The following is a 17,515-nucleotide window of genomic DNA, read 5'->3' on the forward strand; positions in this document are numbered from 1 at the left end:
ATAGTAGAGACAAGATTTAATTTAGACAGATATAGTAGAAGGAATGATTATAAATGTTTGATATTGAAGAAGAATTAAAAAAACTACCTGTCAAGCCAGGAGTTTATCTGATGAAGGACATGTATGGAAACATAATCTATGTAGGAAAAGCAATCAAGCTCAGAAATAGAGTAAGACAGTATTTTAGAAAATCAACAAATCATTCTAATAAAATAAGAAAAATGGTTTCTATGATAAAATCATTTGAATATATAGTTACGGATTCTGAGCTTGAAGCACTTATATTAGAGTGTAATCTTATAAAGAAGCATAGACCCAAATACAACACTCTTTTAAAAGACGATAAATCCTATCCCTACATTAAAGTAACAATTAATGAAAAATATCCTAGAATCTTATATGCTAGGGAATTAAAAAAAGACAAAGCCAAATACTTTGGTCCTTATACCAATACAAGAGGAGCCAAGGATACCATTGATGTCATAACTAAGATATGGAAGGTAAGAACATGCAACAAAAGTCTGCCAAAAGAAATAGGAAAAGGTAGACCCTGTCTCAACTACCATATAAAACAATGTAATGCACCTTGCCAGAATTACATAAATGAAGAAGATTACAAAAAAGATATTCTAGAGATTATTGAATTCCTTAATGGTAAATATGATATAGTAATCAACATATTAACAGATAAAATGACCAAAGCGTCAGAGGAACTGGATTTTGAAAAAGCTGCTGAATACAGAGATCAATTGGCAAGTGTGAAAAGTATTGCGGGTAAACAAAAGATAATCAATGCTTCAATGGAAGACCAAGACGTTATTGCATTCGCTAAAGCACATGACGAAGCCTTAGTTCAAGTATACTTCGTTAGAAACGGTAAGCTTATTGGAAGAGAACATTTTCATCTTGATGGTGTAGAAGAATTACATAGACGAGAAGTTATGACAGAGTTTGTTAAACAATTCTATTCTGGAACACCTTTTATACCAAAAGAAATAATACTCCAAGAAGAAATAGATGAAGCTAATATCATTAATGCTTGGTTAACCAGTAAAAAAGGTCAGAAAGTCTATATAAAAGTACCTAGAAAAGGTGAAAAACACAAGCTTGTTGAACTAGCCGCCAATAATGCTCTACTCACATTTGAACAGTTTGGCGAAAAAATAAAAAAAGAAGACAAGAGAACAAAAGGAGCCGTAAAAGAGATAGTAGAGATACTTGGTATTGAAGATGAAGTTAAAAGACTAGAAGCATATGATATATCCAATATACACGGTTTTGAATCAGTAGGTTCCATGATTGTTTTTGAAGAAGGCAAACCTAAGAGAAGCGACTATCGAAAATTCAGGATAAAATCAGTAAAAGGTCCAGATGATTACAAAAGCATGGAAGAAGTTTTGACAAGAAGATTTACTCATGCTCTTGAAGAACAAAAAGAAATGCTGCTAAAAAAACAGGATCTAAGCTTAGGAAAATTCACCAGACTACCTGATCTAATCCTAATGGATGGTGGAAAAGGACAAGTCAACATTGCCCTGAAAGTACTCAATGAAATAGGTTTATCAATACCAGTATGCGGCATGGTCAAAAATGATAAACATAGAACTAGAGGAATTTTTTACAACAACATAGAGTACAATATTGATAAAGACTCCGAAGGATTCAAACTAATCACAAGAATCCAAGACGAAGCACACAGATTCGCTATAGAATATCACAGAAAACTAAGAAGCAAAAAGCAAATACAATCCATACTAGACGATATAGAAGGAATCGGACCAAAGCGAAGAATAAACCTAATAAAACATTTTGGCTCAGTAGAAAAAATAAGACAAGCAGATGTAGACGACCTAGAAAAAACAGAGGGTATAAACAGAAAAGTTGCACAAACTATCTATGATTTTTTCCACGAGTAAACTCATAAGGCTTATTTAGATATTATTATTAATAAACTATATATAAATAATGAGTTAAAGTAAGATATAAATACAGAGTGGAGATAGTTTAGGGGAATATGGAGCAGTGAGCCATGGACGGCGAACTCAGCAATTTAAACATGGACGTTTAATTTGCTGACGGAATATTCCCCTAAACTAACTCCACGACCGTTAGCTTTTACAATTAAAAGATATAAAAAAATGATGATAATTCATTTATAATATGCTAAAATATTAAAGAAATAGCTTAGGAGGCATTCTTATGTATACTGTAAAATTGACTAAATTAGTAGAAAAGATGAAGCTCAAAAATTTAACTCCAGAAGTAGAAATTGATGATATAGTAATAACCCATTCTGACATTAACAGACCAGCATTACAATTAGCAGGTTTTTTTGATTACTTTGATTCCGAAAGAGTTCAGATTATGGGTAAAGTTGAAATAACATATCTAGAGAAAATGGACAAGAATGATAGACGTAAGGTATTAGATACTCTCTTTAGCAGAAAAATACCATGTCTAATACTATCCAGAGAATTAGAACCTTTTGATGATATGTTAGAAACAGCAAAAGCCAACAACGTACCTATATTTCAAACAAAAAAGACTACTTCAACATTTATGGCTGAAATAATAAGATGGCTAAAAGTAGAATTGGCCCCAAGAATATCAATACATGGTGTTCTAGTTGATGTATATGGTGAAGGTGTACTTATAATGGGTGAGAGTGGAATCGGTAAAAGCGAATCTGCTTTAGAACTTATAAAAAGAGGACATCGTCTAGTAGCAGACGACGTTGTTGAGATTAAAAAAGTATCTGAAGAGACACTGCTAGGTTCATCTCCAGATATAATAAGACACTTCATAGAGCTTAGAGGTATTGGAATAATCGATGTAAAAACACTATTTGGTGTTGAATCAGTTAAGAAAATACAAAACATAGATTTGGTAATAAAATTAGAATTATGGGACCCAGAAAAAGAATATGATAGATTAGGTCTAAACGAAGAATACATTGAAATATTGGAAAATAAAGTTATATGCCATTCCATACCTATCAGACCTGGAAGAAATATAGCTATTATTGTAGAATCAGCTGCTATAAACCATAGACAAAAACAAATGGGTTATAATGCTGCTAGTGATTTAGTAAATCGTGTAAGCGGCAATCTAAAACGCAGAAATGAAGAAAGATATATAAAAGACAATAAATAAGGAGGACTACATGTATAACATTGGAATTGATTTAGGAGGAACAAATATTGCAGCGGCTATAGTTGCAAAAGATGGTACAATCATAAGAAAGGATTCAACACCTACACTTGGAGACAGAGATGATAAACTCATCATAAAAGATATGGCAATGTTAGCTTTAAAACTTATCAAAGAAGAAGGATTATCTCTTGATGATATTCATTCAATAGGAGTAGGAAGTCCTGGAACACCAGACCCTGAAAAAGGATTAATAGTTTATGCTAACAATCTTAACTTTAAAAATACACCAATCAGAGATGAGATTAGAAAATACATCGACAAACCAGTTTACATTGGTAATGATGCCAATGTAGCAGCTCTTGGAGAATATGAATGTGGTACAGGAGTTGACTATAAAGACTTAGTTGCTGTTACTCTAGGAACTGGAGTTGGCGGCGGTATCATAATTGATGGTAAGATTATCGGCGGTAGCTTTAATGGCGGTGCAGAACTTGGGCATGTATCTATTGATTTCAATGGTATACAATGTAACTGTGGAAGAAAAGGATGCTGGGAACAATATTCATCAGCTACAGCATTGATAAGAGACGCAAAAGAAGCAGCAGCCAAGAACAAAGATTCAAAACTTAATGATTTGGTTGATGGTGACCTTAGTAAAATGAATGCCAAGATTCCTTTTGATGCTGCTCAGGCAGGAGATAAAGTTGCTGGAGAAGTAATTGATAATTATATTAAGCATTTAGCAGTAGGTATCGTCAATGTAATAAACATATTCCAACCAGAAATAATTGTACTTGGTGGTGGAGTCTCTGCACAAGGAGATAATCTGATAAACCCTCTTAGAAAAGAGATTATAGATGAAATATATGGTGGAGAACCTGCATTCAAAACAAAAGTACAAGTGGCTAAGTTAGGTAACGATGCTGGAATAATTGGAGCAGCGATGTTATATAGAGCTTACGAATAAAAAATAATTAAAATATACGAAAAGTCATAAGGGGCTGTATCACGATATATTAGTACATTAATCCTTAAGGGTAGGTAAATGTATTTTGATACAGCCCCTCATTATTTATGTATAGTGTAAGCAAACTTTCTATTCATAATAAATCGTAACTAAGAAAGATACTTTGATAAATGAAAAATATATAGTGAATCTGATAATCTTTTTCAATAAATTCCTTTTTATTATTGACAATGATTCTCATTTTTGATATTATAGATTTAAAGTAAGTACCATAAAACTTCATTGGTATCTAATTAAAATTGAACGATATAAAAACAGATAGGAAGTGATGTTATGACTTTATCAAAAGCAAAAATGAACAAGGAATATACAGTTAATTCTATAGCAGGGCAAGAGGATATGGTTAAGTTTCTTTTCTCTCTAGGTTGTTATGAAGGAGAAAAAGTGACAATAATATCTAAAATAGCATCTAATTACATTATTAACATTAAAGATAGTCGTTATGGTATTGACGAACAATTAGCTAAAATAATACAAGTTGCTTAGAAAGATAATATGTAGCAATAATAGTAGTCTAGTCAAGGGCTGCTAATATTACTTAGTTATAAAATCAATGAACTTATAAGGTGATAATGATTATCAATATTATAAAATATGATGAAAAAAGGTGGTAAAAGATGAAAATTGCATTAACAGGAAACCCTAATAGTGGTAAAACAACTATGTTTAATGCCTTAACAGGAAAGCTTGAACATGTTGGTAACTGGGCTGGGGTAACAGTAGAAAAAAAAGTTGCGAAACTAAAGGGTAATCTAAAAACAAAGAAATCTGAAGAAGTCATGGTTGTAGACTTGCCTGGAGCATACTCAATGAGTCCTTTTACTTCAGAGGAAAGTATTACCAGTGATTTTGTGAAAGAAGAAAATCCTGACGTTATTATTAATGTTGTGGATGCTTCAAATCTAAACAGAAGTTTATTTTTTACAACTCAGCTTTTGGAATTAGGTATTCCTGTTGTTGTAGCTCTTAACAAATATGATATGGTTAAGAGAAATGGTCTTACCATAGATGTATCACGACTTAAGAATCTGTTGAATTGTCAAGTTATTGAAACTTCTGCATTAAAAGAAGTTGGACTAAAAGAGTTAGCAGCTTCTGCTATAGATTACGGCAATAAAAAAGGCGGTCAAGTAGCTCCAAAGATTATGGAAGACGATTTCCAGATAAAAACTAAATCAGATGCAGAAAAAGCAGATAAATTAAGATTCAACTTTGTAAATGAAATAACTAAAAAAGTTGAAGTAAGAAAAATAAAATCAAGTAGAGTAACTGTTGCTGACCAAGCAGACCGTATTATTGCTCACAAATGGTTAGGAATTCCCATATTTGGTTTAATCTTGTGGGCAGTATTTTACATATCACAATCATGGTTAGGACCTCTATTAGCTGGATATGTAGAAACAGGAATTGAAATGTTGACAAATGCAGTATCAGGAGGCTTAGAAAGTGCAGGAACCAATGATTTCTTAACAGCATTAATTGTTGAAGGTATTATTGGTGGAGTTGGTGCCGTACTTGGTTTCTTACCATTAATCATGGTATTATTCTTCTTATTATCATTACTTGAAGATTGTGGTTACATGGCACGTGTTGCAGTTGTTATGGATAGATTTTTCAAAAAGATCGGACTATCAGGAAAATCAATTATTCCTATGGTAGTAGGATATGGTTGTGCAATTCCAGGAGTTATGGCAACAAGAACAATCAAGAGTGAAAGACAGAGAAGAATGACAGCAATGTTAACACCTTTCATTCCATGTGGTGCTAAGGCACCTATTATTGGTCTATTTGTTGCAGTATTCTTCCCAAAAGCACCATATATGGCTCCAATAACTTACTTTGTAGCTATTATATTGATTATTCTTGTAGGATTATTACTTAAAAGAATTACCAACGCAGAAACAGAAGTTAATTATTTTATGATTGAATTACCAGAGTATCGTTTACCTAGTATTAAACGTGCAGCACTATCAATGTTAGATCGTGCAAAAGGTTTTATTATAAAAGCTGGTACAATTATCTTAGTTTGTAATGCAGTAGTATTCGTTCTACAATCTTTCGATTTCAGTTTACATCTAGTTGGAGACGAAGGAGTAAGTTCAAGTATGTTAGCAATCATTGCTAAACCAGTAGCTTTCTTGTTGATTCCATTAGGATTTGGTATTTGGCAATTTGCAGCTGCTGCAGTAACTGGATTCATTGCTAAAGAAAATGTAGTTGCAACACTTGCTGTATGTTTTGCATTATTTGGTGACAATGCTGAAGCAGTACTAAGTACACCAGGTAGTGATAATGTGCTTATGGTAGCTGGTGGTTTAACAGCAGTTAGTGCTTTAGCATATATGTTCTTTAACCTATTCACACCTCCTTGTTTTGCAGCTATTGGAGCAATGAACTCTGAAATGGGTTCCAAGAAATGGCTATGGGGAGCTATAGGAATGCAGTTTGGTATAGGATACTTGTTAGCTCTATTAGTTAATCAAATAGGTTCACTTATCGTATACGGTAAACCTGCAGAAGGATTCGTAGCATCAATAATAATTTTAATAGTTGCGGTTATATTATTAGTAACACTCATCAAGAAAAAGAAAGATGGAGGAGTAGAAGGCATTAATCAAAGCCGACAACAAAAGGAGATAGCTTAATATGGGAAACTTCATTGCTGGTGGTATAATTATTCTTTTAGTAGGATTAGCAATCTATAAAATGTATAAAGATAAAAAAGCTGGGAAAAAGTGCAGTGGATGTAGTAGTTGCCCTGCTCAGAGTAATTGTGAATCAAAGAAATAGATAAAATAAAATTAAAATGGGGTTATCTTTCCAAATAGATAAAAATCTAGGGGAAGATAACCTTTTTGATTGAATAAACAAAGTATATATAATAGAAACCCTTCAAATAATTGATATTAAGTGTTAAGTTTACATAATATCATATTATAACTATTGTCAACCTAATAATAATATAAGTTGACAATAGACGCCATATTCATTATAATCATAGGTGTAATTTATAAATGTCAACAGTATAGATAGAGATAAAATTATAATAAGCTTAAGGAGATATTTTATGGAGCACAAATATGAAATTATGATTGGAATTATTGTATTTATTACTTTGATGGGTATTATGGTCTATAATATTAGAAAAGCTGAATTGAATGCTAAGAAGATGGCATTAATAGGAATGTTTACAGCTTTAATGACAATTGGAGCTTATGTAAAACTGCCATTATTTATGTTGGAATTCACATTTCAATTGTTTTTCTGTATTTTTGCTGGTCTGCTCTTAGGGTCTAGATTAGGTATGATATCAATGATGGTATATACACTGGTTGGACTTATAGGCGTACCTGTATTTTCACGTGGTGGAGGATTCGGCTATGTGTTTCAGTCATCCTTTGGTTATATATTGGGATTCATTTTAGGAGCTTTCGTGACTGGAAAAATAGTGGAAGTCATGAAAAAAGATAATTTCTTAGTAAGCATCATAGCTTCACTAGCTGGAGTAGCAGCGATATATTTAGTAGGTGTACCCTATTTATATGTTATCCTTAATCTATATCTTACTAAAGGGTATGCGTTTAATGCAATTTTAGGTTTTGGCTTATTTCAACCCATTATTGGGGATTTAATACTAAGCATTGTAGCCTCAAAAGCTGTACCATCTATAAAGGGAGCATTAAGAAAAAGCAAGTTAACCTTATAATAAAAAATTAAATAATATATGTAAGAGATTGGGCTGTAGAATAATACAATTAAACGTTGAAAATGTATTATTCTACAGCCCATAATTTAATTTCATTTATATTTGGATTAGGTACTTTTATACATCTTCTAATTATAACTTGAAATATTCTTTTATGGAATCTATAGCGACATCTGTCATGAAGTCAATCTCTTTTTTGGTTATAACATACGGAGGCATGAAGTAAATGATGTTTCCAAGAGGTCTAAGCAGAACGCCTTTTTCTAAAGCAATTTTATATATTTGATAACCAACTCTATCTTTCCAATCAAATGGTTCCTTTGACTCTTGGTCTTTAACAAGTTCAATAGCTCCTACCATACCTAGTTGTCTATATTCACCTACATAAGGAATATCTTTTATTTTTTCTAAGACAGATTTTTCTATGTATCTGGCTTTTTCAATATTTTTATTTATTATATCTTCATCCTTGAATATATTCAAAGTTTCAACAGCGACTGCACACCCTAGAGGATTTCCTGTATAGCTATGACTATGTAGAAAGGATTTCAAAGTTGTGTAATCATCATAAAAAGCATCATATATTTTATCTTTCATAATTACTAATGATAAAGGTAAATACCCAGCAGTAAGTCCTTTGGATACACACATGAAATCAGGAGTGATCTCTGCATATTCGCAAGCAAACATTTTACCAGTTCTACCAAAACCAGCAGCTATTTCATCAGCTATAAGATTAATATCATATTTATCACAAATTTCCCTAAGCTTCTTAAGATATATAGGTGAATACATTTTCATACCCGCAGCACATTGAAGCAACGGTTCAATTATAACAGCAGATATTTCTTCATGATCTGAAATTATAGCTTTTTCCATATGTTCAAAACACTCTGCGTCACAGTGCTTTCTATCCTTATTATAAGGACATCGAAAGCAATCTGGTCCAGTCGGTCTTATAACATCAAACATAAGAGGTTTAAATATCTTATTATATAGTTCACATCCGCTTACAGATAATGCTCCTATGGTTTCACCATGATATGCATCGGTTAAAGCAACAAAACGAGTCTTTTTCGACTTACCTATTTGTTGATGGTATTGAAAACTTAATTTCAAAGCTATTTCTACTGCTGATGAGCCGTTATCACCAAAAAATATCTTGGATAACCCTTTTGGACTGACTTCAAGAATCTTTTCACATAACTCTATTGCAGGTTCATGAGAAAAGTTAGCGAATATTGCATGTTCAAGCTTATTAGCTTGCCTATACAAGGCATCATTAATCCTTTGATTGGAATGACCAAACATATTTACCCACCATGAAGATACAGCATCAAGATATTTTTTACCGTTCATATCTTCAAGAAATACTCCTTCCCCTTTCTTAATAACTATTGGCGGAAAAGTCTCATAATCCTTCATTTGTGAACAGGGATGCCATATATGCTTTAGATCACGTTCTTGTAGTTGTTTCATTTTATTCATCAATAATTCCTCCTAGCCTAAAATAATTCCAGAACCTTTTGTACAGGAAAAGCTTTTTCAAATTCATATTGTAATAGTTCTTTTATCTTATATTCTTCTGATAGTTTAGGGAATACAAATGTTGTATCTATCCCGCTAATTTCTTTGATAATATCAATATTATCATCCTCATAGTCATGACCCTCATAACCATTAAAAACTATAGCCTTAATAGGTATACCAAGTTGTTTAAGATAACTAACAGTCAAACAGGTATGATTAATAGTTCCAACCCCAGTACGGGTAACTAATACTACTGGTATCTCAAAATCTTGTATCATATTATAGATATAATATCGATCTCTTATAATGGGTACAATCAATCCCCCAGCCCCTTCCACTAAAAGATAATCATATTCACCAGAGAGAGCTTGGTAATCAGATATTATTCTGTCTTTTGCCAAAACGACTTGCTCTTTTTCAGCTGCTCTATGAGGAGATACGGCTTCCTTTAAACAATAACTGTTCATCTTAGCAATATCTTCATTAAGATCAGCCATGTTCTTTACAAATAGAGCATCACCAGCAGTGAGCATATTGTTATAGTAGATACCACCACTTTGAACAGGCTTATAACTACACACATTATAATCATTGTTATTAAGTACATATGAAAGACCAGCAGTTATCATTGTTTTTCCCACATCTGTATCAGAACCAATAATAAATAGAGATTTTGCCATACAATTTCTTCCTTCTTTCTTCAAATTAATTAAGATATTCAACATATTAATTCCAATTATAGTTAATCAATAATCAATTGTCAACTTAAAATATAATATGGTTTACAATGACTCTATAAAATTTTACAGCCTTATTTGTTATATTATTAATATCAAAATAAGTAATATAACAAATAAATAATGGATGCACCCCAACTAACTCTTTAATAAAGAGTTAATCGGAATACATCCATTACCAGTTAAAATCATATATCATTTATAATTTTTACAGCTTTTAATAATTAAACACCCAATTCTTTCTTAGCCTCATAAAATGCATTAATAGCCACATCCAAATCTTCCTTGCTATGTACAGCAGAAATCTGTGTCCTTATTCTAGCTTTACCTTTTGGAACAACTGGATAATAGAATCCAATAACATAAACGCCCTTCTCAAGCATTTTCTCCGCCATCTTCTGCGCAACCACAGCATCACCTAACATAATAGGTACGATAGGATGCTCACCATCTGGAATATCAAAACCAACTTTTTTCATACCCTCTCTAAAATACTTAGTATTTTCTTCTAACTTATCCCTAAACTCTGTGGAATCCGATAACATTTCAAGTATCTTAAGGGATGTCTCAGCAATCGCAGGAGATAAAGTATTAGAAAACAGGTAAGGTCTTGAACGCTGACGAAGCAAATCAATAATCTCTTTCCTACCACTCGTAAAACCACCACTAGCACCACCTAGAGCTTTACCTAGAGTACTAGTTATAATATCCACTCTACCAATTACATCTCTATATTCATGAGTACCACGACCCTTTTTACCAATAAAACCAGTTGCATGGCTGTCATCTACCATAACCATGGCATTATATTTATCAGCTAAATCACAAATACCTTTAAGATTAGCAATAATACCATCCATAGAAAAAACTCCATCAGTAGCAATCAATTTCAATCTTGCACCATTTTTATCAGCTTCAATCAATTTCTCTTCAAGATCTTCCATATTATTATTAAAATAACGATATCTTTTCGCCTTACATAACCTTATACCATCAATAATACTAGCATGATTCAGCTCATCACTTATAATAGCATCCTCTGCTGTAAGAATTGTCTCAAACAACCCACCATTAGCATCAAAAGCCGATGAATATAAAATAGTATCATCCGTATACAAAAATTCCGATACTTTCTTCTCCAAATCTTTATGAATCTTTTGAGTTCCCACAATAAAACGTACCGAAGAAAGACCATATCCCCATTTCTCATAACTTTCCTTAGCCGCCTTTATCACAAAATCATGAGAAGCCAAACCAAGATAATTATTAGCACAAAAATTAAGAACCTGCTTCTTAGACAAAGTATCAATCTTCCCACTCTGTGGCGTTGTAACTACCCTCTCATTTTTCCACAATCCACTTTCCTTGATATCATTAAGCTGCTCCATATAAACCTTCCTAGCATCATCAAACATAAAACCTCATCCTTCTTTCTTCATTTATTTTTCTTCAACCATATTTAAATTTTATTAAAATATATACTAGCCTGAACTAACAATCATTAAAGGTATGATTTAAATACCGAGCGTAGATAGTATAGGGGGAATATGTAGCAGTGAGCCATGGACGGCGAACTCAGCAATTTAAACATGGACGTTTAATTTGCTGACGAAATATTCCCCCTATACTATCTATGCGACCGTTAGCCACTATATTAAATCTACATAAACCTATTTATCCCAACTAAGTACCACCTTACCCGATTTCCCCGAATTCATCGCATCAAAACCTTTCTGGAAATCAGTATAATGATACCTATGAGTTATCACTTCACTAATATCAAGTCCCGACTGAATCATAGAAGTCATCTTATACCAGGTCTCAAACATTTCTCGTCCATAAATACCTTTAATATTTATTCCATTGAACACTATTTTATTCCAGTCAATTAAAGTGTCCTTTGACTGAATACCAAGCATTGCGATTTTGCCTCCATGTTCCATACAATCTATCATATCATTAAAAGCACGTGCATTACCTGACATCTCTAAACCTACATCAAAACCTTCTTTTATACCTAATTGCTGCATAGTATCCCTAATAGTAGACTTACTCACATCCACAGTGATAGCTCCCATTTTCTTAGCAAGCTCAAGACGATAAGGATTCACATCAGTAATTACAACATATCTAGCTCCTGCTTTCTTAGCTATTGCAGATGCCATAATACCAATTGGTCCAGCACCAGTAATAAGTACGTCCTCACCTACAAGGTCAAAAGATAATGCAGTATGTACAGCGTTTCCAAGGGGATCAAAACAACTAATAACATCCCTATCAATATTTTCATCACACAACCACACATTAGTAGCCGGAATCACAAGATATTCAGCAAAAGCACCAGGTCTATTAACGCCTACACCACTTGTGTTAATACATAGATGCCTACGTCCAGCCAAACAATTACGACAATGACCACAAACAATGTGACCTTCACCAGATACTAACTCTCCGATTCTGAATCCTTTAACATTATCACCATAACCAACTATTCTTCCAACATATTCATGACCAATAACCATAGGGGTAGGAACAGTTTCACTTGACCATTTATCCCAATTGTAGATATGAACATCAGTACCGCAGATAGATGTTTTTTCTATTTTTATCATAACGTCATTTTTACCCATTTCTGGAACAGGTACCTCTTCTAGCCAAAGACCCTCTTTAGGATATTTTTTAACTAAAGCATTCATGGTTTTCTTAGTTTCCAATTTCGTTGACAATATAATTCTCCTTTCAATCCAAAAGATTTGGAACTTGAATCTAAATCAATAAAGAACTAATTTATTATTTATCTATAGTATAAATAAAGAATGTTTTTCTGTCAAACACATTTTAAATAAAATGTACTATTTATTTAGTACAGACCCAAATATCCACGTTATTTTTAATATATAAATGGTAAATTAATACAGTATTTTCGAAATATTAAGGTATTTTTTTATTATTTAACAGATTACATTAAGTTTACATATTAAAATGTTCAAATTTATCAATTGACAATTCTTTGACTATTACATATAATTAAAGTCAGTAGCTTTAAAATACTATAATTCGACAATATAAATAAGAAATATGCTAGTAATAAATGTGTGTATATTTCTTAGCTGAAAGGTTAGGATTCCAGTGGAAGAGATTAAATATAAAGTAATTAACGGTTATAAATTAAAAAAGAAAGAAGCTCTTGAAATCTATAGAACAACAGATACCGAAGAACTATGTCAGATAGCTGATGAAGTAAGGCAATTTTTCATGGGTAATAAGATTGAGCTTTGTACAATCATGAATGCAAAATCAGGGAAATGCAGTGAAGACTGTAAATACTGTGCACAATCTGCTCATTATAGTACTGGTGTAAGCGAATATCCACTAATCAGTAAGGATGAGGCAATAAAAAGAGCTGAAGAAAATGTGAAATATGGAGTTGACCAATTCTCACTTGTTACAAGTGGAAAAGGAATATCAGACCAAGATTTTGATAATATCATTGACATATACAAAGAATTAAAAATCAAATTTCCAGAGCTTAATCTTTGTGCATCTCATGGGATAATTACCTATGAACAAGCAGTGAGATTAAAAGAAGCTGGAGTTGGTAGATACCATCATAATCTTGAAACCAGTAAACGTTTCTATGAAAAAATCTGTACAACCCATACATACAAAGATAGAGTTAACACAATCATCAATGCAAAAAAAGCTGGTCTATCTGTCTGTTCAGGTGGAATCATAGGATTGGGAGAAACCGTATTTGATAGGATCAATATGGCATTTGAACTAAGAAAACTTGAAATTACCTCAGTACCTATTAATATTCTATGTCCTGTAAAAGGAACGCCATTCGGGGATAAAGAAGTTCTAGAACCTGAAACAATATGTAGAACTGTTGCCATGTTCAGACTAATATTACCAAAAACTAATGTCAGATTCGCAGGTGGACGTATAGCACTTGGAGAAAATCAAAGACAAGGTTTCAAATCAGGTATCAGCGCTACTATGGTTGGTAATTATTTGACGACAATAGGTAATAACATTGAAGAAGATATTCAAATGATTAATGAATTAGGATATACCACAAAAAAATAGTAGGATAATGAGTTTTTATTAAATCTAGGGAGTCTATTATATAGGTGAATAGTAAAACTACTATTTACCTATAATTTAACTCTATTACCATAGTGATAATATATATATGATATATTAAAATGTTAATATGTAGAATCTGAATTTTGACTGATTGACAACAAAAAAATATAGTGTATAATTAGAAGTTAGTAAATATGATTAACACATATTAAGCTATAATTTCAATTTGTAATTTAAACATGCGCTTTATGCGCTTTTATTTATGCTAATTCGATTTAGCGCTTTAAAGTCATATTACATAATAGCGTTGAAGTTTAAAGTGGAGATATGTGGATTATATAAAAAATAGGGAGAGCGATTTAATGAAAGTTTATTGGTTTTTCTTGGTAGGGTACATACTAATGATTATGGTTGTAAGCGCCATGAGTAGAAAAAAGGTTGAGGGAGTTTCAGGTTATCTCCTTGGAGGAAGAAGAGTGCCGCCATGGATGTCAGCGTTTTCATATGGTACAGCTTATTTTTCAGCAGTATTATTTATTGGTTATGCAGGAAAATTAGGGTGGAACTTTGGACTATCGGTGCTTTGGATAGTAGTAGGGAATACAGTGATTGGTACATACTTGGCTTGGGAAGTTCTAGGAAAAAGAACTCGTGAAATGACTCAAAGGCTTAATGTATCTACTATGCCAGAATTCCTTGGAGTAAGATACAAGAGTAAGCCTCTAAAAATTGTATCAGCAACAATTATTTTCGTGTTTTTAATGCCTTACGCGGCTTCGGTATATAAAGGTTTGGGATATCTGTTTGAAGAGATTTTTGGAATACCTACTTATATTATATTAATTATAATGATGGTTCTAACAGCTCTATACTTATTTGCAGGAGGATTGGTTGCTGCAACTATGGTAGATTTTATACAAGGATGCATTATGATTGTTGGAGTTATATTGATGTTATTCTTTGTAATTAAATTTCCAAGTGTCGGAGGGTTGTCAGGTGCCATAAGTAACTTGAAATCCATTAATAAGGAATTGATATCTCCTATAGGACCACCAGGAGTTGTGCCTATTTTATCGTTAGTTATTCTGACTAGTCTAGGTAGTTGGGGATTGCCTCAAATGGTACATAAATTCTATACAATAAAAAGTGAAAAATCTATAAAGACAGCAAAATGGGTTTCTACTGCATTTGCACTTTTAATAACTACAGGTGCTTATTTCACAGGAAGTATAAGTAGACTTATCATTAGTGAATGTCCTACAGTAAATGGAATGCCTGTTTATGACAGGATTATGCCATTGGTAATAAGTGAGACCTTGCCAACGGTAGTTGCGGCGATAATACTTGTATTGGTTTTATCTGCATCTATGTCTACATTGGCTTCATTAGTCCTTGCATCAAGTTCTGCAATTTCAATAGATCTATTGAAGACAATTAAACCAGACATTAACGGAAAAACATTGATGTGGGTTATGAAGGTACTATGTGTTGTGTTTGTTGCACTATCATATATTGTAGCAACTTCTGATAGTCCTATACTGAACTTAGCTTCTTTATCTTGGGGAGCAGTTTCAGGGTGCTTATTAGCACCTTACCTACTTGGATTATATTGGAAAAAGGCTACTAAACAAGGAGTATGGGTTGGAATGTTAACTGCTCTTTCCATTGTAATATACGGTGTCAGTAAATATGGATTTGGAAGTTCTAATATACCCACAGTAGGTGCATTAGCTATTGTTGTTCCAATAATAACTATGAGTATAGTTAGTCTGGTTACTGAAAGTTATGAAGATAGACATATCAATTATATATTTGCTAAAGAGGTAAAATAATATAAGGTTGAAAGGAAATGGGAAAATGATTTGGTCGAAAGAAGAAACACTCAACAGGGAAGAAATAGAAAAAATTCAATTAGATAGATTACAGGAAACAGTTAAGAGAATCTACGATAAGGTTCCTTATTATAAGGCTAAGATGGATGAGGCAGGTATGAAACCAGAAGATGTCAAATCTCTTGATGACTTGTCTGACTTGCCATTCACTGTAAAAGATGACCTTAGGAATAACTATCCTTTCGGTCTATTTACTGTTCCCAAAAAAGAGATTGTCAGAGTTCACGCATCATCTGGAACAACTGGAAAACCAACTGTTGTTGGATATACCAGAAAAGACCTTAATACTTGGACTGAATTGATAGCAAGGATTGTAACAATGGCAGGAGCAGATTCTACTGATGTTGCACAGATTGCTTTTGGTTATGGGTTATTTACAGGAGCTTTTGGACTTCACTATGGTTTGGAGAGAATTGGTGCAATGGTAGTACCAACTTCTAGTGGAAACACTGAAAAACAAATCATGCTTATGAAGGATTTTGGTACAACATTATTGGTTAGTACACCATCCTATGCTCTACATATCATGGAGGTAGCTAAAAAAATGGGTATTGACCCAGTCAATGAGTTAGATGTTAAACTAGGACTTTTTGGTGGAGAAGGTTCCACAGAAGCTATGAGAGAACAGATCCAAAAAGGCTGGGGTATGTTTGCAACTGAAAATTATGGAATGAGTGAATTGATAGGACCTGGTGTTGCAGGAGAATGTGAAGCTTTGAAAGGATTACATATCAATGAAGACCATTTTATTCCAGAAATAATTGACCCAAGCACTGGTAAAGTATTACCACCAGGAGAAAAAGGCGAATTAGTAATAACGACTGTCTCAAAAGAAGCACTTCCACTAATTAGATATAGAACTAAGGATATCACAAGACTCATGTATGAAAAATGTGATTGTGGAAGAACTTTAGTAAGAATGGCTAAGATTGAAGGAAGAACAGATGATATGCTGATAATCAGAGGTGTCAACGTATTTCCTTCTCAGATAGAGGAAGTATTGCTGAATACAAAAGAAATTGGACCACATTATGAAATTATAGTTAATAGAAAAGGTTATTTGGATAAAATTGAAATAAATGTTGAATTAGAAGATACTAGTCTCTTGGATTCATATGGTAATCTTGACAAACTGCAGTTGACAATCAGACATAATCTAAAAACCGTTTTGGGAATAGATGCTAAGATAAATCTAGTAGAGCCTTATACTTTGAAGAGATTTGAAGGTAAAGCAAAAAGAGTTATAGATAATAGAAATTAGAGGATGGACTAAAAGGGAAACAACTGTTAGAATAGATATATGATAATGATTGAATGTATTCTAACTCTCTAACATATAAGGTGAATGTTCCAATAATTACCTTATAAAAAGATAACCTGT

General features: G+C 32.8%; 14 protein-coding genes. 10 read left to right on the plus strand and 4 right to left on the minus strand.

Annotated features, from left to right (window positions below):
• The first annotated feature begins 53 nt into the window (after nt 1–53).
• The 7 genes from uvrC (at nt 54) to HYG85_RS14770 (ending at nt 7,886) form a co-directional block, all read left to right on the plus strand.
• The gene (gene uvrC, locus HYG85_RS14740) at nt 54–1,916 is read left to right on the plus strand and encodes an excinuclease ABC subunit UvrC (RefSeq protein ID WP_113673598.1); all 1,863 of its coding nucleotides are present in this window, start codon (nt 54–56) and stop codon (nt 1,914–1,916) included.
• Between the two features lie 283 nt (nt 1,917–2,199).
• Entirely contained in the window at nt 2,200–3,153 is a 954-nt protein-coding gene (gene hprK / locus HYG85_RS14745; RefSeq protein WP_212690309.1) for an HPr(Ser) kinase/phosphatase, read from the plus strand.
• A gap of 10 nt (nt 3,154–3,163) precedes the next feature.
• Nucleotides 3,164–4,120 (plus strand): ROK family protein, encoded by a 957-nt coding sequence (locus HYG85_RS14750; RefSeq protein ID WP_212690310.1) that lies wholly within the window; start codon nt 3,164–3,166, stop codon nt 4,118–4,120.
• A gap of 333 nt (nt 4,121–4,453) precedes the next feature.
• Nucleotides 4,454–4,666 (plus strand): FeoA family protein, encoded by a 213-nt coding sequence (locus HYG85_RS14755; RefSeq protein WP_212690311.1) that lies wholly within the window; start codon nt 4,454–4,456, stop codon nt 4,664–4,666.
• Nucleotides 4,667–4,797: 131 nt separating this feature from the next.
• A complete protein-coding gene (gene feoB / locus HYG85_RS14760; RefSeq protein WP_212690312.1) occupies nt 4,798–6,825 on the plus strand; it encodes a ferrous iron transport protein B in 2,028 nt (675 codons plus the stop codon).
• A gap of 1 nt (nt 6,826) precedes the next feature.
• The gene (locus HYG85_RS14765) at nt 6,827–6,970 is read left to right on the plus strand and encodes a FeoB-associated Cys-rich membrane protein (RefSeq protein WP_113673603.1); all 144 of its coding nucleotides are present in this window, start codon (nt 6,827–6,829) and stop codon (nt 6,968–6,970) included.
• A gap of 277 nt (nt 6,971–7,247) precedes the next feature.
• Nucleotides 7,248–7,886 (plus strand): biotin transporter BioY, encoded by a 639-nt coding sequence (locus tag HYG85_RS14770; RefSeq protein WP_212690313.1) that lies wholly within the window; start codon nt 7,248–7,250, stop codon nt 7,884–7,886.
• 132 nt (nt 7,887–8,018) lie between these two features.
• On the opposite strand, the gene bioA is transcribed toward HYG85_RS14770, so the two are convergent.
• The 4 genes from bioA to tdh form a co-directional block, all read right to left on the minus strand.
• Nucleotides 8,019–9,374, minus strand: coding sequence for an adenosylmethionine--8-amino-7-oxononanoate transaminase (gene bioA / locus HYG85_RS14775; RefSeq protein WP_330619104.1), 1,356 nt, complete (start codon nt 9,372–9,374; stop codon nt 8,019–8,021).
• Between the two features lie 17 nt (nt 9,375–9,391).
• Nucleotides 9,392–10,096: a dethiobiotin synthase gene (gene bioD / locus HYG85_RS14780; RefSeq protein WP_212690314.1), complete on the minus strand. Its 705-nt coding sequence runs from the start codon at nt 10,094–10,096 to the stop codon at nt 9,392–9,394.
• Nucleotides 10,097–10,377: 281 nt separating this feature from the next.
• Nucleotides 10,378–11,568: a glycine C-acetyltransferase gene (gene kbl / locus HYG85_RS14785; RefSeq protein ID WP_212690315.1), complete on the minus strand. Its 1,191-nt coding sequence runs from the start codon at nt 11,566–11,568 to the stop codon at nt 10,378–10,380.
• Between the two features lie 255 nt (nt 11,569–11,823).
• On the minus strand, nt 11,824–12,849 hold the full coding sequence (gene tdh / locus HYG85_RS14790; protein ID WP_212693769.1) for an L-threonine 3-dehydrogenase: 1,026 nt from the start codon (nt 12,847–12,849) through the stop codon (nt 11,824–11,826).
• 433 nt (nt 12,850–13,282) lie between these two features.
• On the opposite strand from tdh, the gene bioB reads away from it, so the two are divergent.
• From bioB to HYG85_RS14805, 3 genes are all read left to right on the plus strand, one after another.
• The gene (bioB, locus tag HYG85_RS14795) at nt 13,283–14,242 is read left to right on the plus strand and encodes a biotin synthase BioB (protein WP_244971204.1); all 960 of its coding nucleotides are present in this window, start codon (nt 13,283–13,285) and stop codon (nt 14,240–14,242) included.
• Nucleotides 14,243–14,604: 362 nt separating this feature from the next.
• The gene (locus HYG85_RS14800) at nt 14,605–16,074 is read left to right on the plus strand and encodes a sodium:solute symporter family transporter (protein WP_212690316.1); all 1,470 of its coding nucleotides are present in this window, start codon (nt 14,605–14,607) and stop codon (nt 16,072–16,074) included.
• A gap of 25 nt (nt 16,075–16,099) precedes the next feature.
• Entirely contained in the window at nt 16,100–17,395 is a 1,296-nt protein-coding gene (locus HYG85_RS14805; RefSeq protein WP_212690317.1) for a phenylacetate--CoA ligase family protein, read from the plus strand.
• Nucleotides 17,396–17,515: the final 120 nt, after the last annotated feature.

The organism is Vallitalea guaymasensis (genome assembly GCF_018141425.1).
Lineage (GTDB): Bacteria > Bacillota > Clostridia > Lachnospirales > Vallitaleaceae > Vallitalea > Vallitalea guaymasensis.